Genomic DNA, 23715 nt, shown 5'->3' with positions numbered 1-23715 from the left:
AGTATATAATTGATTCGTACTGTTCGCACAATACTTTTTTGTAGGGAGGGACGTTTAAGTTGAGAACTTCGAAATTTTTATTATCGCTGTTGGTAGTCGTCTTTTTAGCGGGTTCCGCTTTTGCGGCGGAGGAGATCAGAATAGGCGTTTACGAGCCTATGACCGGTCAGAATGCCTTCGGTGGTCAGCTCACCGTCGAGGGAATAAAACTGGCCCATGAGCAGGCACCGGAGGTTTTAGGCCGTCCGGTAAAGCTTTTCATAGTGGATAACAAGTCCGATAAGGTGGAGGCGGCTAACGCCGTTAAAAGGCTTATCGACAGGGACAAAGTCGTAGCCATAATAGGCAGCTACGGCTCATCCCTCTCCATGGCTGGAGGAGAAGTCGCTGAGGTCGCCGGAATCCCCTGTATCACCGACTCAGCCACCAACCCCCTGGTCACCCAGGGCAAAAAGTACTACTTCCGTATGTGCTTTATAGACCCCTATCAGGGAGCCGCCGCTGCGACCTACGCCTACGACAGCCTTGAGGCCAGGAAGGCCGCCCTTCTCCTGGACGTAGCCCAGGATTATTCCGTAGGCCTTGGAAACTTCTTCCGCAAGGCTTTCGAGAAAAAAGGCGGAACCATTATCGGAAACTACAAGTATCAGTCCGGCGACCAGGACTTCACCGCCCAGATCACCGACGCCATCAGCAAAGGGGCGGATTTCCTCTACATACCGTCCTACTTCGCCGAGGGAGCGGTCATCATGAAGCAGGCTCGTGAGCTGGGAGCCACCTTCCACATCATGGGCGGAGACGCCATGGACAACCCCGACCTGGTCAAGATCGGCGGAGAGGCTGCGGAGGGCTTTGCCTACACCACCTTCCCCTACGCTCCTGAGATGCCCGATATGTCCAAAGAGGCTGAGACCTTCACCAGACTCTGGAGGGAGAAGTACGCCGGAACCGATATGGCCGAGCCTAACGCCAACTCCGCACTGGGCTACGACTGCTACATGTTCGTCATAGACGCCATTAAGAGGGCCAACAGCGCCGATCCTGAGAAGATCACCGAGGCCTTCGCCTCCGCTAAGGACTGGCCCGGGGTCACCGGTCTCACCACCATAAACGAGACCCACGATGCAGAGAAGCCCGTCGGCATAAAGGTCATCAAGGACGGAGTTCAGGTCTACACCGCCTCCGTTCAGCCCGATATGTAGGACAGGCGAAGGACTTTTGAAGGGGGGAGCTTGCCTCCCCCCTTTTTTCAGGAGGTGGACGTATGACGGTTCAGATGTTCGTGCAGCACTTTTTCAACGCCCTGACACTGGGAAGTCTCTACGCCCTTGTGGCCATAGGCTACACCATGGTCTACGGGATACTGAGACTGATTAACTTCGCCCACGGCGATATCTTCATGCTTGGGGCTTACTTTATCTTTTTTTCCGGCACCCTTTTCAAGCTTCCATGGGCGGTAGGTGCGGTTCTCTCTATCGCTATATGTGCCCTCTGCGGCGTCATGGTCGATAAAATAGCCTATAAGCCCCTCAGGGATGCCCCTAGAATATCGGCCCTCATAAGCTCTATCGGTATGTCTTTCCTGATCCAGAACCTGGCGATAGTCATCTTCTCGGGCATACCTAGACCGGTGGTGAGGCCCGACTTTTTCGTCAAGGTGGTTATCGTCAAAGGGCTCAGGATACTTCCTCTGGCCATTATCGTGCCTATCACCTGCTTTGTCCTGGTCTTAGGGCTTCTGTTTATCGTCTACAAGACCAAGCCCGGCCTCGCCATGAGGGCCATATCGAAAGATATAGAGACCACCAGGCTCATGGGGGTGTCGGTAAACAAGATAATAGCCCTCACCTTCGGCCTCGGCTCCGCCCTGGCGGCGGCATCGGGTATTATGTGGGCTCTCCGCTACCCTCAGATTCAGCCTCTTATGGGATTTATGCCCGGTATAAAGGCGTTTATAGCGGCGGTAGTCGGAGGTATTGGCTCTATCCACGGTGCGGTCATAGGAGGGCTGATACTGGGATTTGTGGAGATCATGACGGTGGCTTTCTTTCCCGATCTATCGGGGTTTAAGGACGCCTTTGCCTTTATACTTCTTATAGTCATCCTTCTGGCCAAGCCAACCGGTCTCATGGGGGAGAAGATAGAGGAGAAGATATGATGGAAGCCAACAAAACTAGAAATCTATTTCTGTCACTGATCGCCTTAACGGCGATAGGGGTGTTTTTATGGTGGGTCCCAGGCAACCTGGACGGCTATAAAATACAGATACTCAACCTGATAGCCATATACTCCATACTGGGGCTCAGCCTAAACCTGATATACGGTATAACCGGAATGTTCTCCCTGGGCACCGCCGGATTTATGTGTATTGGGGCCTACGTCTCCTCCCTCCTCATACTGCCGGAGATGCAAAAGGACATGATCTTCATACTTGAACCTCTCAATCCGGTGCTCTACTCCGCCCACGCTCCTTTCGTGGTCGCAGTACTGGCCGGTGGGCTCGTGGCCGCCCTTGCGGGATTGCTGATAGGGATCCCGGTCCTCAGGCTGGGAGGGGATTATCTCGGAATCGCCACCTTAGGCTTTGCTGAGATAATCAGGGTTGTGGCCAACAACATCCCCACCATAACCAACGGTGCTCTGGGCCTTAAGGGAATACCCCCCTACGCCAACCTCTGGTGGAACTACGGCTGGATGTTCTTCACCCTCTACGTGATGTATCGATTGGTCAACAGCAACTTCGGAAACGCCCTCAAGGCCATAAGGGACGACGAACTGGCCGCCAAGGCCATGGGAATAGACACCTTCCGCTACAGGGTTATATCCTTCACACTAGGGGCCTTTTTCGCCGGAATCGGAGGGGCTCTTATGGCGAGCCTGTTGACCACCATAGACCCAAAGATGTTTATGGTCATAATGACCTACAACGTCCTTATGGTTGTGGTAGCCGGTGGCCTCGGCTCACTGACGGGCAGCGTAATAGGTGCCACTATCGTGACCATACTTCTGGAGTGGCTGAGAATAGTTGAGAACCCTATAACCATAGGATCGCTGCACATTCCCGGCGTTCCCGGCATGAGGATGGTTATATTCGCCATATCCCTGATACTTATCATCATCTACCGCCCCGACGGGGTCATGGGAAACAGGGAGTTCAGCTGGAACGGCCTCCTAGGGGCTCGGAAGGGAGGAAAATCCAATGGCTGATCGTCCTGTAATACTGGACGCCGCGAACCTGACCATGAGGTTCGGCGGTGTCACCGCGGTGAGCGATTTTTCCATGGCTATCCAGGAAAATCGGATAGTCGGCCTTATCGGACCTAACGGTGCGGGCAAAACCACCTCCTTCAACATGATAACGGGCTACTATCGGCCTACCGAGGGATCGGTCTCCTTTTCAGGTCAGGATATAACCGGCCTGGCCCCTCACAAGGTCTGTCGTATGGGGGTGGCCCGGACGTTCCAGAACATAAGGCTTTTCAAAAACGAGACGGTTCTGGAGAACGTCATGATAGGGGCTCATATTAGGCAAAAGAGCCGTTGGTGGCAGGCCCCTTTAAACCTGCCCTCCTTCAATAAAGAGGAGCGGGAGGTAAGGGATAAGGCAATGGAGCTTCTGGAGAGAGTCGATCTACACACCGTGGCCAACGAGAGATCCGAGTCCCTGCCCTACGGTCAGCAGAGACGGCTTGAGATAGCCAGGGCTCTGGCGACGGAGCCCAGCTTCCTGCTCCTGGACGAGCCCGCCGCCGGCATGAACCCCGAGGAATCCCACGTGCTCATGACCTTCATAAGAAGGCTAAGAGACGAGTTTAACCTGACTATCCTGCTCATAGAGCACGACATGAAGGTCGTCATGGGGGTCTGCGAGCACATATGGGTTCTGGACTACGGTAAGCTCATAGCTCAGGGCAACCCCAAGGAAATCCAGGGTGATCCCAGGGTTATAGAGGCCTATCTGGGAGAGGAGTATCTGGCCGATGCTTAAAGTCAGCGATCTGGACGTACATTACGGCGGTATACACGCCGTAAAAGGGGTTTCCATAGAGGTCCCTAAAGGCAAGGTGGTCACCTTGATAGGGGCGAACGGAGCGGGGAAAAGCAGCACCATCAGGGCTATATCGGGGCTTTTGAAGGAAACCTCCGGCGATATCTCCCTGGAGGGAGCTAAAGGCAACCTCCTCAAAAAGACCCCTGAGGAAATCGTCAAGTCGGGAGTGGTTATGTGTCCCGAGGGACGTAGGATACTTCCTCACCTGACGGTGGAGGAAAACCTCCATCTAGGGGCCTACATAAGGGACGACAAAGAGGGAATCAAAAGCGATATCCAATGGGTCTACGAGCTGTTCCCCAGGCTGAAAGAGCGTTCGTGGCAGAAAGGGGGAACCCTATCAGGGGGCGAACAGCAGATGCTGGCGGTCGGCAGGGCCCTCATGAGCCGCCCGGACGTTATCATGCTCGACGAGCCCTCTTTGGGACTGGCTCCCCTTCTGGTCAAAGAGGTTTTCGACATAATTCAGGAGATAAACTCCCAGGGCAAGACGGTGCTCCTGGTGGAACAAAACGCCTTCGCCGCCCTCAAAATCGCCGATTACGCCTATGTCCTTGAGGTAGGATCGGTGGTTCTCGAGGGGACGGGACAGGATCTTTTAAGGGATCCCAGGGTAAAAGAGGCATATCTAGGCGGATAGAGGCCATACGAAAGGAGAGCCCCGGGGCTCTCCTTTCGTATGGCCTCTAAGTTAGGTCCTTTTCTCTGTACAGGACCGTCTTTTGTGTCATAATATACAGGCCCCGATGGGCGCAACAGACTTAAGGAGGTCTTTTTATGCCGTCCGCACTGAATGTCCCTAATATGCTCAGCCTGTCCCGGATTTTTCTGGCCCCTTTGGTGGTATTTCTCCTCACAGTGAGGATAGATTTTGATATACCTTATATGGTAAACCTGGGGCTGAATATAACCTACGGAGACGTACTGGCAGGGGTGGTCTTTATAATAGCCGCCTTGACCGATACCGCCGACGGATATATCGCCAGAAAGAAGGGAATGGTGACCAACTTCGGCAAATTCATAGATCCCCTTTCGGACAAGGTTCTGGTCGTCGCCGCCCTGATATCCCTGGTGCAGCTTGGAAGGCTTCCAGCCTGGATGGTTGTGGTCATAGTCTCCAGAGACTTCGTCGTAAGCGGTCTCAGGATGGTCGCGGCGGTGGAAGGGGTGGTCATTCCGGCGTCCTGGAGCGGAAAAGCCAAGACGGTGGTTCAGATAATAGCCATAACCATGATGATATTCAAAATGCCCTTTGCCCTGCCTGCTATGTGGGTCGCCCTGTCCCTCACGGTCTGGTCCGGCGCTGTCTACCTGACAGGCGGGTGGGATCTTATAGTTGATTCTGACTGAAAAAAACGATTTGAGGTGGAAGTATTGTTCGGTTCATTGAAAAAAGCCCTAGGTCTCGACCCTAACGAAAGGGCCCTGAAAAGCTACAGAAAGACGGTAGAGGAGATAAACTCCCTGGAATCCCGGATGCAGTCCCTCTCCGACGACGATATCACCGTGAGAGCTCTGGCGATCAAAGACGAATTTTCTGGTCTGGAGGGCCAGGATCTCTCCCAGGCCATGTCCGATAGGCTACCTGAGGTTTTCGCCATGGTTCGAGAGGCGTCGGTCAGAAAATTAGGCCTTCGGCACTTCGACGTCCAGATGATGGGAGGAATAGCCCTCCATCAGGGCAACATAGCCGAGATGAAGACCGGAGAGGGCAAAACCCTCGTGGCACCTCTGGCGGTGATCCTCAACGCACTGTCGGGAAAAGGGGTCCACGTAGTCACCGTAAACGATTACCTGGCGAAAAGGGACTCCTCCTGGATGAGCCCTCTCTACAACGCCTTAGGGCTATCGGTAGGGGTTATCTACTCCTTCATGGACCCCGAGGAACGTCGCAGGGCCTACCTTTCGGACATAACCTACGGCACAAACAGCGAGTTCGGCTTCGACTATCTCAGGGACAACATGGTCCTCTCCCAGTCTCAGATGGTCCAGAGGGGACATAACTACTGTATCGTCGACGAGGTCGACTCTATATTGGTCGACGAGGCCAGGACCCCTCTCATAATCTCCGGTCCCTCCGAGGACAGCGAGGAGCCTTACGTTAGGGCGGACCAGATAGCCTCCAGGCTTTCCGGCGTGGCGAAAGACCCTAACGAGGTCAAGCCGTCGGTACTGGACGGCCAGGAACGGCCCGAGCCCGACGGAGACTTCGAGTTCGACGAGAAAGAGCGGTCCGTAGCTCTGACCTCAAGAGGTATAGCCAAATGCGAGGAGGCCCTCTCCATTCCCGACCTCTTCACCGACATGGCTCACGCCGACATGGCCCACAAGATCCTTCAGGCGGTGAAGGCCAGAACCCTCTTCAAAAGAGACGTTCACTATATGATAAAGGATAACGAGATCGTCATAGTTGACGAGTTTACCGGAAGGCTGATGTTCGGTCGGAGGTTCTCCGACGGCCTTCATCAGGCTATAGAGGCCAAGGAAAAGGTAAAGATAGGCAAAGAGAGCCAGACCTTAGCCACCATAACCTTACAGAATTACTTTCGAATGTACGGAAAACTGGCCGGTATGACCGGTACCGCCGTAACCGAGGCGGAGGAGTTCAAAGAGATCTACGGTCTTGGGGTCATATGTATTCCCACAAACCGCCCGATCGTTCGGGAGGACTTCGCCGACCAGGTCTACCGGACCAAAGGGGAGAAGTTCGCCGCCGTCGCCGACGAGATACAGAACATATCCTCCCAGGGTCGTCCTATACTGGTCGGAACCACGTCGGTGGAGCAGTCCGAGAGGCTCAGCAAGCTCCTCAAGGCCCGAAAGGTGCCACATCAGGTCCTTAACGCCAAGTATCACGAAAGAGAATCGATCATAATAGCCCAGGCGGGAAGGATCGGTGCTGTCACAGTAGCGACCAACATGGCGGGACGAGGCACCGACATTCTCCTAGGGGGAAACCCCGAGTATCTGGCCCAGGAGGAACTGAGAAAAGAGGGTCAGGAGATAGGGGAGGCACCGGAGAAATATCAGGCCTTACTGGAGAAGCACAGAGAATCCTGTGCCCAGGAGAAGGCCAAGGTCCTGGAGCTCGGTGGCCTATGCATCCTGGGCACAGAGAGACATGAGGCCCGTCGTATCGACAACCAGCTAAGGGGAAGGTCCGGCCGTCAGGGAGATCCCGGAAGTTCCCGGTTCTACCTGTCCCTTGAGGACGACCTTCTGAGGCTCTTCGGCTCGGAGAAGATCCAGGGAATAATGGGTAAGCTAGGACTGGAGGAAGGGGAGGCCATCGAACACCCTCTTCTGACCAGGGCTATCGAGTCGGCCCAGAAAAAGGTGGAGCAGCTTCACTACGACATCCGTCGCCAGCTACTCATGTACGACAACGTCATGAACCGCCAGAGGGAGGCGGTCTACGACGAGAGACAGAGGATCCTCACCGACCAGCAGGTTATAGACCACGGATGGGAGATAGTAGGAGGCGTAGCCGAGGACGTTATAGATCGTCACTTTCCCGAAAACGGCGAGCTAGACCCTGTGGGAGCGGCGTCTAAGCTTAAGGCTATTTTCTGGCCCGGCGTGGAGGCACCTCTCGAGGGCGTAGACAGTCTTCACGCCCTCCCTGAGGCTAAGGATGCGGTGCTGTCGGACCTAAGGTCCAGCTACTTCCTGAGGGTCAAGCAGATAGGGGAGGACAACTGTACCGATCTGTTCCGCTTTATATCCCTTCACGTCCTAGACGGAAGCTGGAAGGAACATCTTCTCGCCATGGACGCTCTCAGACAGGGTATAGGGCTCAGGGCGGTAGGCCAGAAAGACCCTCTGCTGGAGTATCAATTTGAATCTTACTCCCTGTTCCAGGAGTCTATGGCCCAGGTCCGTGAGTCTATCGCCCAGCTTTTGTTCAGGGTCGCCGTGGTCTCGGAAAACAGGGTTCCAAGACGTCAACCTGTCAGGGAGAGCAGGGATTTTCACGTCCCCTCCCCTGGAGGTGTCCCTGTCCCCGGGGCGGACGCCGGAGATGGCCGCCACGAGCCTTTTCGCAGGGAAGGGCGAAAGATAGGCAGAAACGAGCCCTGTCCCTGTGGTAGCGGCAAAAAATACAAAGCCTGCTGCGGCAAAAACTCTTGAACCGGAGGAATCTCCTATGAAGAAACTATCAGCGGTCTCGGTCTTAGCCGGAATGATGGTGCTACTCGCTCAGACCTTAGTGGCTGGACAGGAGGTAAACATCCCCCAGCTTGTACAGCAGGCCCCTCCTCTTGAGACCTACGGCTCTCCTGACGGTGTGGTCTGGCAAAGGCACGAGTCCTACGGCCTCAGGTCCGACGGTGCTATGACGAAAGACAGTCTCTGGGTGGTCATGACTACCCAGAGACTGGACAGAAACTGGCCCGAAAAGGTATTGGTAATTCCCTCCATCGGGGAGCTTGAGATACAGGAAGCTAGCCTGTTCGATCCGGTTTCCGGCGGAAAGATCCGCTCTCTGACCTACGATGTGGAGGATCTGTCGGGCTATAAAAAGCTCTCAATGTCCTTAGGGGACGAGGACGAAGCGGTCTTAGTGCTCCGTTTCCGTCAGATCTACCCTCGAAGGATGTCGGTGGAGGGGCTTATCTACCCTGGAGGGGATCTGCCGGTGTGGGAGGGAAGTTTCTCCGTCTCCATTCCCGCAGGCTCGGAGCTCTTTATCGACTCCAACCGAATGGAAAGCCCCAAAATAGACAAATCCGGCGGCAAGAGCACCTATACCTGGACCACCTACAACGTCCCTGAGGTAAAAAGGGCCTCTATGGTTCGGAGGGGAGAGCCCTACCTGGCCTTCGGTCTGCGCTCCGATAAGGCACCTTTTCTGGGGCTGATGTCCCTATTAAACAGAATAGACGTACCTCCTATGCCTCAGGAGCTTGAGAGGCTGGGTCGAATGGGAGACAAGGGAAAAGCGGGCAAACGGCTAATGAAGGCGTTGGACTCTATGGTCATACCTGGAAGCCAAAGGGCGATCAGGGAGTCCATCCCCCCTCAAGGGCCCTGGACCTACTGGGAGAGAGCACTGATCCTTAGGTCCTGGCTTGAGGGTCTGGGCTGGAGGGCTCAGGTGGTGTGGCGGACCTCCCTCCCTATAGGAGATAGGGATCCCTTTATGGTCGAAAACCTCAGGGTACCTGTCCTGAGGGCCGCTCCTCCTGGGTCGGACTACTGGTTCTACGTTCCTGGCCAGACCGTCGAGCCCGGGAAAGTCCCTCCCTCCCTCATAGGGAAGACCCTCTACGGCGGTTCCCCGGAGGAAGGGTTGCTGACCTACTCCCTCGACAGGGGAAAGGTAGAGGACCATCGTCTGACTTTCTCCTGGAACCTGGAGCTCCAGTCCAGCGGAGTCTTAGAGGGAGTCCTTCAACTGTGGGTCAGAAACGGATGGCTTGAGCTTTTCCCCGACACCGATCGGCTTACCTGGAGCGATCTGGAAAAAGTCGTCCCCGGTATCGATCGCTGGAGGGCAGGAGAGCCGTCGGTATCCCCTATGGACTACGGCTACAGGATCGATCTGCCGGTCAGACGAAACATGGGGATCCCCGGAGGCCCTGGGATGCTCCTTAGGCTTCCCTGTCTGCTCCCTGGAGCGGTCGAGGATCTTGTCTCCGTCGCTCCCTCTCAGGAGCTTCTATTTCCCTTTGTGATGGAGCAAAAATACTCACTGGCCCTGCCGGAGGGCTACTCTCTCATGTCCACCCCCGGCATGTCCGACAGGCGGGAAGGGGAACTGCGATTTTCCGAGAACCTGAGGCTCAGCAAAAAGAGAGGCTCTCTAGAGGGGGAGGCCAAGATCATAGCCCCCAGCTCTCGATACGACGATCAGTTCAGTCACGGCCTCTCCAGGGTTTTAGGGGCCTGGATGAGATGGAGAGACATGTCCATTCCGCTAACGGTAAAAAAGTAAATCTAACCTACAGAAGAAGGAGCTTTTTATGATGGCAGATGTCACAGCAATTTTAACGGACCTCATCGGTCAGTCCCTTATGGACATGGCCCAGGAGAAGGGGGTGAGCCCTGACGATCTGCCGGAGGTTCGCCTGGAGAGACCTAAGAGGGAGGACCAGGGAGATTGGGCTACCAACGTGGCCATGCAGGCCTGTAAGATCCTAGGTCAGAACCCTAGAGATCTCGCTACCGCCCTTGTGGACAGGCTCAGATCGGATAGCCATATAAAATCGGTTGAGGTAGCCGGTCCGGGGTTCATCAACTTCTTTCTGGCGGACCGCTGGATAGCTACGGTGGTATCGTCGGTCCTAAAAGAGGGAGAGGGCTACGGTCGATGCGATCTCGGCAAAGGGCGAAAGGTCCAGGTCGAGTTCGTCAGCGCCAACCCCACCGGCCCGCTGCACGTCGGACACGGCAGAGGTGCGGCGGTTGGGGACATAATCGGCAATATACTGGCCTTCGCCGGATGGACCGTCGAAAAGGAATACTACGTAAACGACGCCGGCCTTCAGATGTCGAACCTGGGAAAATCGACCCAGTCCAGGTACTTTGAGCTGTTAGGCAGAGGTGCTGACGCTCCCTTCCCCGAAGATGGCTACAAAGGCGACTATATCTACGACCTGGCCAGGGACGTTATAGAAAAAGAGGGAGAGGCCCTTTTGGACAGATCCCTGGAGGAAAGCCTGCCCTTTTTCACATCCTACTCCTGCGACGTAATACTGGAGGGTATAAAAAAGGACCTCGATCGGTTCGGCGTGAGGTTCGACCGTTGGTTCTCCGAAAAAACCCTCTACACCGACGAATTGGTCCAGAACGCCGTTGGCACCTTGAGGGAAAGGGGATACGCCTACGACGAAGGGGGAGCGGTGTGGTTTAGGTCCACCGACTTCGACGACGACAAAGACAGGGTTCTATTTCGCTCAAACGGGGTTCCCACCTACTTTGCCTCCGACGTGGCCTATCACAAAAACAAGTTCGATCGAGGTTTCGACAGGGCAATAGACGTATGGGGTGCCGATCACCACGGATACGTCCCCAGAATGAGGGCGGCGATCGAGGCCCTCGGCAAGTCGGCAGACAATTTTACCGTCGCCCTGATCCAGTTCGTAAACCTCCTGAGGGACGGCGATCAGGTCTCTATGTCCACCAGATCCGGCCAGTTCGTCACACTGTCCGACGTCATAGACGAGGTCGGTGTGGACGCCACGAGATACTACTTCGTCATGCGCAGATGCGACAGCCATCTGGACTTCGACCTCGAACTGGCTAAACGGGAGTCATCGGACAACCCGGTATTTTACGTCCAGTACGCAAACGCCAGGATGTCCAGCATAATCAGGACACTGGAGGACCGGGGGATAAAGTTCCCCGACCACAACGAGCTAAATGAAGACCATCTCAACAGCTCCGAGGAGAAGAAGCTGGTCACCCGGCTGTCCATGTTCCCTGAGGAGATAGAGAAGGCCGCCTCCGAACTGGCTCCCCACAGGCTGGTCAACTACCTTCACGACCTGGCGGGGGATTTCCACTCTTTCTACAACGCCCACAGGGTGCTCGACGACGATCCTAAGAGACCTTCGAGAATACTCCTGGTCAAGGCTTCCCAGGTGGTCCTGGCTAACGGTCTGAAAATCCTGGGGATATCGGCACCTGACAGGATGTAGATTTCTTGGTCCCGATACGATGGGTCCTCTTCTGGGCCATTGTGGGGCTTATCGTGGCGGTCCTCTCCACCGCCCTGCTGAGGGAATGGTCCAGGGTCCGGTTTCTGAAAGAGACCCTGTCTCAGAGCCGGGAGGAGGTCAAGTCTCTGACTCGAGAGCTCGAAAGGGCAAAAGAGAGACTGGACTTCTATCGCACTCCGGAGGGAAAGGCCAGGCTCGCCAGAGAGCAGTTTAACCTGGTCCTCCCTGGAGAGAAAATATATAAAATATCCGTTCAGTCGGGAGATCTATTGCGAGAAGCACTTCCATAGGTTATAATTCCAGATCGTAGTCCCTGCCCCCCTGTGGGGGGCCTAACGTCCATAGGGAGGAGGTGAAGCTCATGCGTCCTTACGAAATGATGGTTCTTCTGGAGGCAGATCTGGAGGATCACAGCGCAGAGCTCGATGGTATCAAGGAGGTCGTCGCCAGACTTGGCGGCACCGTCGATAAAGTCGACATCTGGGGCAAGCGTCGTCTTGCGTATCCCATAGAGAAAAGAACCGAAGGCTACTACGCTCTGACGTATTTTTCCCTGGATCCCACTCAGCAGAAGGAGCTGACCAGGCTTCTTAGCCTGCGTTCCGGCATCGTTCGCAACCTGGTTATCAGGCTGGATCAGGAATAGTTCAGGGAGGGATTTCGGCATGGCTCGTGGCTTCAACAAAGTAATCCTCATGGGGAACCTGGCTAAGGATCCTCAGATCCGTTACACTGCGACCAAACAGGCGGTGGCGTCCTTCTCCGTTGCGGTAAACCGCAGCTGGAAGGGCAAAAACGGCGAGCTCCAGGAATCGGTGGATTTTATACCGGTAGTCGTCTGGGGACCTCAGGCGGAGAACTGCGAGAGATACCTCTCCAAAGGCAGCGGCATACTGCTTGAGGGCCGTATTCAGGTTCGCAGTTACGACGACAAGACCGGCCAGAAACGGTGGGTAACCGAGGTCGTCGCGGCGGATATAACCTTTCTTCCCTCCTCTGGAGGCAGAAAAGACGACCGTCCGTCCTCCAGAGGGGATTATGAGAGAAAAAGCTCTCCCGCTGGCTACGGCGGAGAGCCCAGGAGCTTTAGAGACGATTTCGGCGGCGGCGGAGATTTTCCCATGGACATATCGGAAATGGGATCATCCGCCGACGACGACGAAACCGACATCCCCTTCTAGGTATAGCGACTTTTATTGACAGGAAAGGAGGATGAAACATGGCATACTCATCAGGCGGTCCTGGAGGCAAAAGGCGTGGCGGAAAGCGTCGCCCTAAGGTCTGCTTCTACTGCGTAGATAAAATCAACGACGTCGACTATAAGGATGTAGATCGGCTCCGTAAGTACGTCAGCGAGAGGGGCAAAATAGTTCCTCGGAGGGTGACTGGCAACTGCGCCAACCACCAGCGTCAGCTGACAGTGGCTCTCAAGAGAGCCCGTTATATGGCTCTTATTCCTTACAGCGCTGAATAAAGGCAAGAGGGGTTTTTATAGGAGCTTTTTAGGGAGAGAAGCCGAGCTTCTCTCCCTTTTCGCATATAATAACGAGAAAGGATGGCCCTAATTCGATGAACGGAACTAAAAGTCTGGTGGAGTCCTCCCTTCTGACCGGTCTGGCGGTGGTTCTTTTTCTCGCCGCCCGCTATGTGCCTGTAGCCGGAGTGGTCCTCTCCCTGCTATGCCCTGCTCCTCTGGTTATCCTGGGACTGAGACACAGACCTAAAATGTCCGTCGTCGGACTTGTCGTGGCTACGGTCATGGTCGCCCTCCTCTCCGGTCCTGTGTCGGCGGTCTCCTTCTGTCTGGGCTTTGGGGTCCTCGGAGTGGGGCTGGGTATTTTGGCGTCCCGTCTCCACAGCGCGGTGGACATCATGCTATACGGCGTGGCGGTCAGCCTGATAAGCAAACTGGCCTTAATGGTGGTGCTCACAAAGCTCACCGGAATAAACCCTTTCGACCCCGATCTGGATCAGGTGAGGTCGACTATGGAAAAGGTCTTCTCCCTCTACAGGGGACAGGACATGGAGGGCATAAAGGACCAGATAGAGCAGACCGTCAGAGCCATACCTATGATGTTCCCCGCCATGATAACCATGGCCAGCGCGGTGGACTGTCTGCTCAGCTACTGGGTCTCCCGTAAGGTACTGGCCCGTATCGGTGGGGTAGTTCTGCCCTCTCTGCCTCCCTTCAGCTCCTGGCGTTTTCCTAAAAGCCTGCTCTGGGCCTTTGCCCTTTCGGTGGTGCTGCTGCTATTTGAAAGCACCTTAAAAGACCCTCTGCTTTCCAGGATAGGGCTCAACCTAAGGCTTCTGGTCAGCATGATATTCATGGTTCAGGGCCTTTCTCTCATCTGGGACTACATGGATTACAGGTCCATATCCCGAGGATGGAGGATAGCCTTAATTACACTGGTGGTCCTCATACCGCTTCTCTCCCAGATCGCCGTGGTCCTCGGTCTGACCGACCTGTGGGCCAACATAAGAACTAGATACCGGAGGTGACTTGAATGAAAGTTATACTAAAAGAAGACGTAAAGAAACTAGGCTCTAAAGACCAGGTCGTAGAGGTGTCCGACGGATACGCCAGAAACTTCCTCTTTCCCAAGGGATTGGCCCTGGAGGCCGACTCGGCTAATATGAAGCAACTGAGGGAGAAAAACGAATCTCAGGCCAAAAAAGAGCAACAGGCCAGGTCAAAGGCGGAAGAGGACAAGAAAAAGCTCCAGGATAGGCAGGTATCGGTGTCCGTCAGTGCTGGCGAAGGCGGAAGGCTTTTCGGAAGCGTCACCACCGCACAGATCGCCGATGCGGTAAAAGAGCAATTTGGGATAGCGGTGGACAAAAAAAACGTCAAAATGGCTGATGCGATAAAATCCCTTGGGAGTTATCCTTTCTCCATAAAGCTCTATCATTCTGTGGAGGTCTCCATGACCCTCAAGGTGGAGGCGCTTTGATATCGTGAGTGGTCAGGCCTTCGATCGCCTTCCCCCTAGAAACCTGGACGCAGAGAGGGCGGTGGTAGGCTCCTGTCTGATGGACAGAGACGTATTGATTCAGGTGACCGAGATCCTCTCTCCCGACGATTTCTACGACCTGAACTACCGCACCGCTTTTGAAGTTCTTACCGAGATGTCCCACGACGATCGCCCGGTGGACTCGCTCACCTTTCTGGAGGAGCTCTCCCGAAAGGGGCTGTCGGAAAAACTCGGTGGCCAGAGTTTTGTTGTCACCGTCATGGACAGCGTTCCGACCACCGCCAACGCCGACTATCACGCCAGAATCGTCAGGGATAAAGCGATCCTCAGGAGATTGATAGCCGCCGGAAGTGCCATAGTCCGTATGGGCTACTCGGAGGATCGGGATATAGAGGAGCTTCTCGAGGACGCCGAGAGATCCATCTTCGAGGTCTCCAGACAGAGAAACGAGGTCAACTTCAAGAGGGTATCGGAGGTTATAGGTCCCGCCTTCCGTCAGATAGAGGAACAGTTTCATCGTTCCGAGCAGACCGTAACAGGGGTCATGACCGGTTTCGACGATCTCGACAGGCTGACAGGAGGCTTCCAGCCCGGAAGCCTCAACATACTCGCCGCCAGACCTTCGATGGGAAAGACCGCCTTGGCCCTCAACCTGGCCAGAAACGTCGCTGTAAAGTCCAACCTGCCTGTGTTAATATTCAGCCTTGAGATGGGGGCGGACCAGCTCGTCCAGCGTATGCTGGGATCGGAAGCGAGGGTCAACATACAGGACCTCAGGACGGGCAACTTCGCCAAAGAGGACTGGGAGAAGCTCACCGCCGCCGCCGGTCGTCTCACCAAGGCACCTATCTATATAGACGACAGCTCGGTGCTTACCACCACCGAAATGAGGGCCAGATGCCGGAGATTCAAAGCCAGGTATAACTCTTTAGGCATGATAGTGGTAGACTATCTCCAGCTGATGAGCATGGCCCGTAGAATCGAAAGCAAACAGCAGGAGGTCTCGGAGATATCCAGAGGTCTCAAGGCCATAGCCAGAGAGCTGGAGGTGCCGGTGTTATCCCTATCCCAGCTCTCCAGAGCGGTGGAAAGCAGGACCGACAAAAGGCCTCAGCTTTCGGACCTCAGAGACAGCGGAGCCATAGAGCAGGACGCCGATCTGGTGGCCCTTCTGTACAGAGAGTCTTACTACGAAAAAGACGTTCCACCGGATCAGCAGGACGACAGCGCCGTTTTGGACATAGCCAAGCACCGTAACGGACCTACCGGCGTCGTACACCTGATGTTCCTCAGACAGCATACTCGGTTCGAGAGCAAAAGCTCTGTGGACCGCTTTTAGGAGGCTAAATCGTGAGTCATCGAAGACTGGCGGAGATAGAGATATCCCGTATACGCACAAATCCCTACCAGCCCAGAAAACACTTTGATCTGGACCAGATCAGGGACCTGGCGGACTCTATCGCCCAGGTCGGCCTTATACAGCCTATAACCGTAAGGCAAAGCGGCGAGTTTTTCGAGCTCGTTGCCGGAGAGAGGCGACTAAGGGCCTGTCAGGAACTTGAGCTTGAGACCATCACCGCTGTCGTCGTGGAGGTCGAATCGTCGGATCAGCAGCTTATGGCCTTGGTGGAGAACATCCATCGAGAGGGACTTTCCTCGGTGGAGGAAGCCATAGGGCTCAAGGATATCCTTGAGAACACCGGTTGGGGGCAGTCGGAACTGGCCAGAAGGCTCGGTCGTTCACAGGCTTCGGTGGCGAACAAGCTCCGGCTCCTCAAGCTGGAGGAACCTGTTCAGAAGATGATAATGGAAGGTCTGTTAGGGGAGAGGGCCGCCCGTGCCCTGGTCGGACTTCCCCCTGCCCTACAGATAGGGGCGGCAAAGAGGATACTCGACCAGGACCTCACCGCCAGAGAGGCTGAGGCCCTGGTGTCCGATCTGAAAGAGGGAAAACCGCTGGACCCTAAACCTACCGTCGAAGTTCCCCCTGCGGAGGAAGAGCCTGCCGAAAGGGAGATTGACGAGCCGATCAACCAGGAGGCGAAGAAAAAGAAAGCCTCCGGCCCCTCCCTATCCGGCCCTGAAGGCCCTACAGGGGATCTGCTACAGCTCATATCCTCTTTGGTCGAATCCCAGAGAAAAAAAGGGGTCCCGGTGATCTGGAAGGTCAAAGAGCTCGCCCAGAGCGAACTGGTAGTGGAGATAGTGGTAAACCTCAAAGAAAAAATGATAGAGGCAAAGGAAAAGATGGAAGGTGAAGACGTTGAATAATATAAATCCATCTGAGAGCCCTATGAGCCCCCTGGATAGGCTTTTTTTTCTTGCAGTGGCGGTGTCTTTGGCCCTGCCTAACCTGATCTACTCAGGGGTCTATTTCTTTCAGACCCTCCACCTGATGAAGTGGACCTTTGCCCTTGCCCCTATAGGGGTAATGTCCCTCCTGATTGGAACCCTTCTGGCATGGAAAGGCGCTGATACCGCCAAGGTCAGGGTGGATCTCTTCGGCTGGATATGGTTTGCCCTGCTGATGTACATAACCTTACAGCCCCTCTGGGCCCCTATAAAGTCGGTGCCAACGTTCTACAGAGAGTGGTTTTTCTTTCTCTCCCTCTGGGGGCTTTACGTCCTCTGTCTGGACCGTTTTCGTGAGGACTGGCTGAGGCCCGTCCTCTGGTTGGCGTCCCTAAACGCCACGATAAACGTCTTTTTCGCCGAGCTCCAGACCCTCGGAACGGTTGATATCTTCGGCTCTCTCAACCTTATTCTGCCTACCCCGGGAAACTACATCGGGAACACCGGCCAGCAGAACATGTTCGGCCTGTGGCTCGCCATGACCGCCCTTGGATCGGTGTTTATCTACCTTCGCCACGGACTCAAGGAAACCAGAGGGTTGGGCCGGTTCTTCGCCGCGACAAACCTTCTCATGTTGCCGGTGATCCTCTGGGGCCTCTGGAACAGCACCAGTAGATCGGCCATACTATCCCTGGCGGTAGGTATCTTCCTGATGGCCGCCATGATAGTGGCAGGCCGGGATCGCTCCAGGCTCCGGAGGCTGGGAATCTGCGTCGTCCTCATGGTCATCGTGCTGGGAGCGTCGATAAACCTGAACCAGGCCAGATCGGGAGCCCTCATATCCAAGACAATGGATATGGTCCAAAACGCTAATACCGTAGGAGGCAGAGACGGCATATGGAAGACCTCCTGGACGATGGCTATTGAGGAGCCCCTCAAAGGCTTCGGTCTGGGGCAGTACAAACTAAACTACCTTCAGGCACAGAGGGCGGCCTTCGAGAGGTACCCCGACCTGAACTGGCAGTACACCAACTGGGCTCACAACGAGTATCTTCAGTGGCTATGCGAGGCGGGGATAGTTGGCTTCGTTCTCCTCATGGGGATGATTCTGTGGTGGGGATGGGCCTTTATGGGATATGTCTGGAGGCACCGTGGGACCCCTTTCCCCGACGGAGTGCTGTGGGGAGCCTCCTTTATGGGGGTAATGCTCTTTAACGCCCTATGGACAAGACCGTTTCATAGGATAGAGAACTCCATCTGGATATCTCTGGCCTTCGCCGTCTCCAACAGGCACATTATGGCCGATATGATAGGTAAGCCATCGTTTCTCTCGAACCCGAGAGGATACAGAGCCCTGGGGGTTATCATGGCGTCGATATCCCTATGGGGGATGGCTTTCCTGTGGCAGGGTATAGAGGCGGACGTCCTCCTTCGTCAGGCGGTCTCAAGCAGGACCGCTCTCGTCCAGAGGGCTTTGATGGAGAAAGCGACCAACTCCCTGATGGCGAGGGATATAGCGGAGAGACAGCTTGCTTACCACTATATAGCCTACGGCGAGGCGGCCCAGGACCCAGAGGCTCTGGCGGAGGGGCTTAATAGATTGTTCTCCGTTTTTAGAAGCGAGCCAAACGCAGAGGACTTGAGAAAATTGTTAGATTGGTCCGGTCGACTCAAAAAGCAGGATATGCTCCGTTATCTCGTTACTTTCCTAAAACCAGGCACTTACAGGGTAGAGCCGCCTCAATGAAACGCTCTGGGTTCACTTTGGTCGAGGTCCTGGTGGTCCTTGCCCTCGTAGGGGTGATGGCTACCTGTGCTATAGCCCCTATGGTCCATATTACAGGGAACCTCAGAGACGCCCAGTCTAATTGGGGAGACCGCTCCGCCGTCGAGGATAGTTTCAGGCTTATCTTCAGGGACGTAAGGTCGGTCCTTATCGCTCCCTCTCAGACCTACTGTATCGCGAAGCGTAGAGACCTAATGGGAGGTAAAGCGGACGATTTTCTGGCAGTAGCGACGGGGAGTATGCTGAAGACCTCTTTCATTCCCGGTACCGTCGTGTATGGCCTCATCAGAGAGGACTCCCTTGGAATGAAGCAAAGAATCCCCGGTCTTTATCGTTGGATCTATAAAGGCAAGAGGCCCGATGATCTAGACCTTAAGGCCGGTCTAGATAGAGATGTGGCGGACATGGTTTTGCCCTATGTCGATTCGTTTAGGGTAGAGGTCTACAACGGTAAGGAGTGGCTTGGAGATTACAGCGGTTCCGTTCCCCCTGGCATCAAGCTAATCGTAGTTAGAAAGGGAGAGACCTATGAGTTTGTCGACTGGTTCCCCTCTATCTGATCGAAGCCTTAGAAAGGGCTTTATTTTGGTGTCCGTTCTCCTTGTCTCTATGTTCCTGGTGTCCGCTACGGTAGGGTACGGATGGTTTGTGAGAGACCAGGTCAGGCGATTTGAGAGGAGAAAGTTAGAGCTAGAGTGCCGAAACATAGCTCTTCTAGCGGTAAAAAATGTCATTAAGGGTTTGGCAATGGATAAAAATAGCTACGATAGCGTTCATGAGAGTTGGTTTGGAGATCACCTAATTCCCATCGGCGAACGATATTTAGTATCTATATCCCTGTTGCCCCTTAACGATAGGCTTCCGCTGCGACATATATTGCTCCCCGATGGAAAAACAATGAGAGGCGAGATTGAAGATGCCTGGAAAAAAGCTTGGCTAGAGGTAGGACTTCCTAATATGGCCATCCCCGCTCTGGACTTTATAGACGGAGATAGAGAGCCTAGAGTCGGAGGGTACGAAAGGGATTTTTTTATAAACCGTGTTCCCCCAGATCCATCGATGTTTGCCCTCTTTCCGGAGGTCTCGATATCTTCCGTCACGGGATCGAGGGAAAATCCCGGGCTTAGGGATTTTTTCTCTCTGTGGTCCGGGCCGAAGCTAAACGTAAATACCGCTTCCTCTACAGTGCTGGAACTTATGGAGGGAATTGACGAGGTCACAGCCAGAGAGATAACGGAGATCAGGAGGGAAAAGCCCTTTAAAAGTCTATCGGAGTTGGCCAATATGCCCGCCTTTTCCGGTTCTCTGGGACCTAAGCTTACAAATCTATTGGGCACCACAAGCGATTATTTTCAAGTCTCCCTTCAGGTCTCCCAACTTGGTTCGGATATATCGAAAGAATATCGCATGGTAGTTACCAAAAAAAACGTCCTGTTTTGGGAGGAGTTATAAGACATGAAGGAAGTTGGGGGAATATTCGTATATAGGGATGGTAAGGTCGTTCCCGTTGCACCAGGGGGCAAGAGAAGAGGTCGGAAGTTTACTTTAGTTTCCTATAAAACCCTTTCTATCAGATCTTTTGACTATCCTTTTGGGTCCATATCCGCTATAAGAGAGGCCCTAAAACTACAGTATACCTCGGTAATGCCGGGTAAAGAGCTGGAGATTTTTCCGGTTATCCTAAAAAAAGAAAATCGTCGATTTTCTGGAGCAGCCTTGGTCCTTCCCTCCGAGGAGCGGTCTGCGGTTGAGGAGGGAATGGGCAACGGTGGCAAGAACACCCCTTGGCCTCTTCCTTTTGCCTTAGCCGCCGAGCTTAAGGGGAACGGTGCCGCCGTCTGCGTTCTCGATGGTGGGATATCGTCCGCCTTATTTGTCGATGGAGAACCTGTGGTTTACAGATGGCAGCCTGTCTTCAGAAAAACTGCCGAACAGGAAAGAGATTGGCTTCTCGCCTATGGAGCCAGGTACGGAGATATCCTGTTCGATTCGATTATATTAGATGTGGCAGACGAAGGTGATAGGCTTGCTAAAGGCGTAAAAGACACCTTGGAGGCCTTCCCTTTGTTGGGATCTTATAGTTTATCCCGAAAGGTCCTCGATACTGCCATAGTGATGGAACACTTGGTCAAAGGGTTGTCCGCCTTTGCTTGGTGGTCCATCGCCGCAGGGGCCATCTTTTTGGCGTCCGGTTTCATGAGAGGGATGACCCTTAAGACAGAACTGGAGAGGGTCAAAGAGCGATCGGTGGAGATATATCGAGAGGCTTTCGGACCTGGCAACGTGAGGGATCCTCTCAGTCAGGCAAGAGGTATGCTCGCTCAGGCTAATCGAGCTCCCGACAGTCCCGGTATAGAGGACGGTCTAAGGCTTGTGGCTACCGCCTGGCCAGTTAAACAGGATGATGATGGTCGTATCTCCCTGGAGACCCTTCGGTTTGGAGGGGAAGGAATGGACCTGATAGGTACGGCTAACGAGGTTAATCTGGTTCAGAATCTTCAAAAGGCCCTTAGGACTGAGACCAACGGTAACGTCAAGTTGGGAGACATTCAGCAGGTTCCCGGCGGGGGCCTTAGATACTCTTTAGAGGTGAGGTGGACGGCACGATGAAATTGCCACAGCTAGCGGCCCTTAGCGCCGTTCCAAGAGAACTTGTAAAACCCGCTTTGGCCGCCTTCTGTGCGGTATCCCTCTGGGCTGTCGGTCTCTCCGTCTGGGCCGGAAACTCCAGCCTTGATTCCAGTATAGCTTTACATCAGCGTCGGATGGACCAACTGGTGGATGTGGTTTATCGATACAGATCTCTATCGGACAGAGAGAAGCGGCCTGCCCTTACGGAGGACCCTATCGTTGTCGTATCTTCGCTCATAGGTACGATGGGACTGAAGGATAACTTAGTCCAGATATCCTCCATGAGTCGAGGTCTAAACGTCCAGTTAGGAAGGATGTATATGGAAAAAACCCTCGATTTTCTCGCTGAGCTGGAGAAAAGGGGGCTCTCCGTCGAGTCCGCCGAGGTCAGGGCTGTTCCTGAAGGGGGAGCTAGGATGTTGTCTTTAACCTTGGTAGTTACGGTGGCGTCGTGAAAAGGATAAAGTATTTCCTTTTTCCCTCTCTGGCCCTGATAGTCGGCCTAGTCGTAGGGATTAGGGTTTTCTTCCCATGGGAGGACGTGACGGAACTCGTTTTTCTCAAGGCAACCTCCTCCTTGCCAGCCGGTGTGACCGCGGAGGCCAAAGATTTTTCCGTCGACGGTTTTATTCCTGCCCCGACGGTGAGAGCCCTTGATATTAACGTCTTAATGGGATCTATTAGGATAACATCTCTTAAAATAACCCCCATGTTGACTAATTCTATAAAGAACTTTGCTCCAACGGTTTTCGTCGATATAGATAGGGCCACGATGGATATGGGGGGAAGTTTAGCCTCTTTTACCGGTGGTATGGTGGTCTGTCTTAGGCCTAAAGCGGTCTCGGTGAGCGATGTAGATATAAAAGGGGACCTTATGGCCCAGGGAAATATGGATTTTTCTTTGACTACCTCCAAAATATCCCAGGCCGATATGGTGTTAAAGACCCCTGAGGAGATGAGTGGAGCTCTGTCCGCCCTGTCCGCTATGTTACCTCTTAAGCGTGAGTCCGACGGACTCTGGAAGCTTAAGAGACAGGAGGAGCGTTAGCGATGGGGCATATAGGTAGATCGGGATTCTCGGGGATTCTACTGACTTTAATGGAAAGGGCCGCTCCTGTGTTAGGCGCTTTGCTCCTTGGTCTATCGATAGCGGCCCTGTCCTCTACCGTCGCTTACCACCTCTTGACCCCTGTATTAGGCGATCTAAAGCTCCAAAAAGCCCTAAACTCCTCTCCTGCCCAGTTTGATACCGTCGATTCAGAGGGCGAAAAAACAACCCAGCTCAGGCTCTTCGTCGGTAAAAACCCCTTTTCCGTCCTGATAAGGCCGGAGGTGGTGGAGGAAAAAATAGAGCTACCGCCGGAGGACGAGAGGGTTTTCAGCGTAGACGGGATAAAAGTGGTCGGATCGTTGCCCGGTGTGGCGGCCTGGTTGAGCGAGCAGGATAAAGTCAGCTTGGTGCTATTGGACCAGGTCTACGGTGGTTTTGTGTTGAAGGAGATCTCCCCTTACAGCGTAATACTCTCGAAAGGTAACGTAAACTATCAGGTCTACATATCCTACAGAGATCAAGGCAAAACGGCGTCCTCTAAAAAATCTCCCAAACCGGTCCTGGAGCCTATATTGTCAGACGGACCGTCTATGGTTCAAGCTGCCTCAAACGAATCGGAAGGGGTCGTAGCGAGGGAGTTAGTCGACTCTTTGCTTATGAATCCTTTCGATGAGCTTAAGAGAGTCAGGCTAATCGCCAAGTTTGTCGACGGAAAACCGGTAGGGATAGAGGTCGCAAACATAATGGACGGAAGCGTCCTCAAAGAGCTGGGAGTTCAGAAGGGGGACGTGGTAAAAAGCGTCAACGGAGTGGTTATCCGTAATATGGGAGATGTCGCTAACGCTATAAACTCCCTTATGGGGGGATCGAGGTTTGAGGTCTCAGTAGGGCGAGGAGACCAGGATGTGATGCTTAACTATGTGGTCAAGTAGCAGACCGGCTTTCACCCTTATGGAGGTATTGGTAGCGGTTGCCATTCTGGGCTTCGTAGCGATTGGGTCTCTTAGGCTATCGGTAGCTGCCACAAAAACCCTGGAAGAGGTTAAAATACAGTCTAGCTTTATGGATCAGGTTCAGCTTCTGGAGACCGAGATTCTCACCGGATCGAAACCGGATAACGGCGAGGACCGAGGATTGAAATGGAGAAGCCGAAAGTACAGCTATCCCTTGATGGGTGGGCTGTGGGAAGTTGACTTTCGGCAGCTGGACGTTACCCAAGCTGGACGTACGATGATACTGTATATTCCCTAAGAGGAGGGGCCCCA

General features: G+C 54.1%; 25 protein-coding genes. All 25 read left to right on the top strand.

Translation table 11 applies throughout. The features are described 5' to 3' along the window. The first annotated feature begins 59 nt into the window (after positions 1 to 59). Positions 60 to 1202: an ABC transporter substrate-binding protein gene (locus B9Y55_RS04300; RefSeq protein ID WP_085544132.1), complete on the top strand. Its 1143-nt coding sequence runs from the start codon at positions 60 to 62 to the stop codon at positions 1200 to 1202. Positions 1203 to 1264: 62 nt separating this feature from the next. Further along, the gene (locus B9Y55_RS04295) at positions 1265 to 2158 is read left to right on the top strand and encodes a branched-chain amino acid ABC transporter permease (protein ID WP_085544131.1); all 894 of its coding nucleotides are present in this window, start codon (positions 1265 to 1267) and stop codon (positions 2156 to 2158) included. Then, positions 2155 to 3207, top strand: a complete 1053-nt coding sequence (locus tag B9Y55_RS04290) for a branched-chain amino acid ABC transporter permease (protein WP_085544130.1) — start codon at positions 2155 to 2157, stop codon at positions 3205 to 3207. Before B9Y55_RS04295 ends, B9Y55_RS04290 begins: the two co-directional genes overlap by 4 nt. After that, on the top strand, positions 3200 to 3988 hold the full coding sequence (locus tag B9Y55_RS04285; RefSeq protein WP_085544129.1) for an ABC transporter ATP-binding protein: 789 nt from the start codon (positions 3200 to 3202) through the stop codon (positions 3986 to 3988). The genes B9Y55_RS04290 and B9Y55_RS04285 overlap by 8 nt, the downstream gene beginning before the upstream one ends. Next, complete coding sequence (locus tag B9Y55_RS04280; protein ID WP_085544128.1) at positions 3981 to 4691, top strand: ABC transporter ATP-binding protein; 711 nt, start codon at positions 3981 to 3983, stop codon at positions 4689 to 4691. Before B9Y55_RS04285 ends, B9Y55_RS04280 begins: the two co-directional genes overlap by 8 nt. 137 nt (positions 4692 to 4828) lie before the next feature. Then, positions 4829 to 5401 carry a CDP-diacylglycerol--glycerol-3-phosphate 3-phosphatidyltransferase gene (gene pgsA, locus B9Y55_RS04275; protein ID WP_085544127.1) on the top strand — a complete coding sequence of 191 codons (573 nt, stop codon included), beginning with the start codon at positions 4829 to 4831 and terminating at the stop codon, positions 5399 to 5401. Positions 5402 to 5425: 24 nt separating this feature from the next. Further along, a complete protein-coding gene (gene secA, locus B9Y55_RS04270; protein ID WP_085544126.1) occupies positions 5426 to 8182 on the top strand; it encodes a preprotein translocase subunit SecA in 2757 nt (918 codons plus the stop codon). Between the two features lie 16 nt (positions 8183 to 8198). Next, complete coding sequence (locus B9Y55_RS04265; RefSeq protein ID WP_085544125.1) at positions 8199 to 9989, top strand: hypothetical protein; 1791 nt, start codon at positions 8199 to 8201, stop codon at positions 9987 to 9989. A gap of 31 nt (positions 9990 to 10020) precedes the next feature. Continuing rightward, entirely contained in the window at positions 10021 to 11694 is a 1674-nt protein-coding gene (gene argS / locus B9Y55_RS04260) for an arginine--tRNA ligase (RefSeq protein ID WP_085544149.1), read from the top strand. Positions 11695 to 11699: 5 nt separating this feature from the next. After that, positions 11700 to 12005, top strand: a complete 306-nt coding sequence (locus B9Y55_RS04255) for a septum formation initiator family protein (protein WP_085544124.1) — start codon at positions 11700 to 11702, stop codon at positions 12003 to 12005. 71 nt (positions 12006 to 12076) lie between these two features. Then, positions 12077 to 12361, top strand: a complete 285-nt coding sequence (rpsF, locus tag B9Y55_RS04250) for a 30S ribosomal protein S6 (RefSeq protein ID WP_085544123.1) — start codon at positions 12077 to 12079, stop codon at positions 12359 to 12361. Positions 12362 to 12380: 19 nt separating this feature from the next. Then, positions 12381 to 12896, top strand: a complete 516-nt coding sequence (locus B9Y55_RS04245; RefSeq protein WP_085544122.1) for a single-stranded DNA-binding protein — start codon at positions 12381 to 12383, stop codon at positions 12894 to 12896. A 38-nt stretch (positions 12897 to 12934) separates the two neighbouring features. After that, positions 12935 to 13189, top strand: a complete 255-nt coding sequence (rpsR, locus tag B9Y55_RS04240; RefSeq protein WP_085544121.1) for a 30S ribosomal protein S18 — start codon at positions 12935 to 12937, stop codon at positions 13187 to 13189. Between the two features lie 95 nt (positions 13190 to 13284). Beyond that, positions 13285 to 14217: a YybS family protein gene (locus B9Y55_RS04235; protein WP_085544120.1), complete on the top strand. Its 933-nt coding sequence runs from the start codon at positions 13285 to 13287 to the stop codon at positions 14215 to 14217. Between the two features lie 5 nt (positions 14218 to 14222). Continuing rightward, a complete protein-coding gene (gene rplI / locus B9Y55_RS04230) occupies positions 14223 to 14669 on the top strand; it encodes a 50S ribosomal protein L9 (RefSeq protein WP_085544119.1) in 447 nt (148 codons plus the stop codon). 4 nt (positions 14670 to 14673) lie between these two features. Continuing rightward, positions 14674 to 16029, top strand: a complete 1356-nt coding sequence (gene dnaB, locus B9Y55_RS04225) for a replicative DNA helicase (protein ID WP_085544118.1) — start codon at positions 14674 to 14676, stop codon at positions 16027 to 16029. 11 nt (positions 16030 to 16040) lie between these two features. After that, on the top strand, positions 16041 to 16961 hold the full coding sequence (locus B9Y55_RS04220) for a ParB/RepB/Spo0J family partition protein (RefSeq protein WP_159448224.1): 921 nt from the start codon (positions 16041 to 16043) through the stop codon (positions 16959 to 16961). A 22-nt stretch (positions 16962 to 16983) separates the two neighbouring features. Further along, positions 16984 to 18729, top strand: a complete 1746-nt coding sequence (locus tag B9Y55_RS04215) for an O-antigen ligase family protein (protein WP_143340806.1) — start codon at positions 16984 to 16986, stop codon at positions 18727 to 18729. Next, on the top strand, positions 18726 to 19328 hold the full coding sequence (locus tag B9Y55_RS04210; protein ID WP_085544115.1) for a prepilin-type N-terminal cleavage/methylation domain-containing protein: 603 nt from the start codon (positions 18726 to 18728) through the stop codon (positions 19326 to 19328). Before B9Y55_RS04215 ends, B9Y55_RS04210 begins: the two co-directional genes overlap by 4 nt. Before the next feature lie 28 nt (positions 19329 to 19356). After that, the gene (locus B9Y55_RS04205) at positions 19357 to 20220 is read left to right on the top strand and encodes a type II secretion system minor pseudopilin (protein ID WP_234986126.1); all 864 of its coding nucleotides are present in this window, start codon (positions 19357 to 19359) and stop codon (positions 20218 to 20220) included. A gap of 3 nt (positions 20221 to 20223) precedes the next feature. Further along, positions 20224 to 21378, top strand: a complete 1155-nt coding sequence (gspL, locus tag B9Y55_RS04200) for a type II secretion system protein GspL (RefSeq protein WP_085544113.1) — start codon at positions 20224 to 20226, stop codon at positions 21376 to 21378. Continuing rightward, complete coding sequence (gspM, locus tag B9Y55_RS04195; protein ID WP_085544112.1) at positions 21375 to 21854, top strand: type II secretion system protein GspM; 480 nt, start codon at positions 21375 to 21377, stop codon at positions 21852 to 21854. The genes gspL and gspM overlap by 4 nt, the downstream gene beginning before the upstream one ends. Then, entirely contained in the window at positions 21851 to 22447 is a 597-nt protein-coding gene (gene gspN / locus B9Y55_RS04190) for a type II secretion system protein GspN (protein ID WP_085544111.1), read from the top strand. Before gspM ends, gspN begins: the two co-directional genes overlap by 4 nt. Positions 22448 to 22449: 2 nt before the next feature. After that, the gene (gene gspC, locus B9Y55_RS04185; protein WP_085544110.1) at positions 22450 to 23382 is read left to right on the top strand and encodes a type II secretion system protein GspC; all 933 of its coding nucleotides are present in this window, start codon (positions 22450 to 22452) and stop codon (positions 23380 to 23382) included. Then, a complete protein-coding gene (locus B9Y55_RS04180) occupies positions 23369 to 23701 on the top strand; it encodes a type II secretion system protein (protein ID WP_085544109.1) in 333 nt (110 codons plus the stop codon). The genes gspC and B9Y55_RS04180 overlap by 14 nt, the downstream gene beginning before the upstream one ends. Positions 23702 to 23715 lie beyond the last annotated feature (14 nt).

Source organism: Dethiosulfovibrio salsuginis (assembly GCF_900177735.1).
Taxonomy (GTDB): domain Bacteria; phylum Synergistota; class Synergistia; order Synergistales; family Dethiosulfovibrionaceae; genus Dethiosulfovibrio; species Dethiosulfovibrio salsuginis.
The sequence above is the reverse complement of the archived record's forward strand: the minus strand, read 5'-3'. Positions and strand labels throughout refer to the sequence as shown.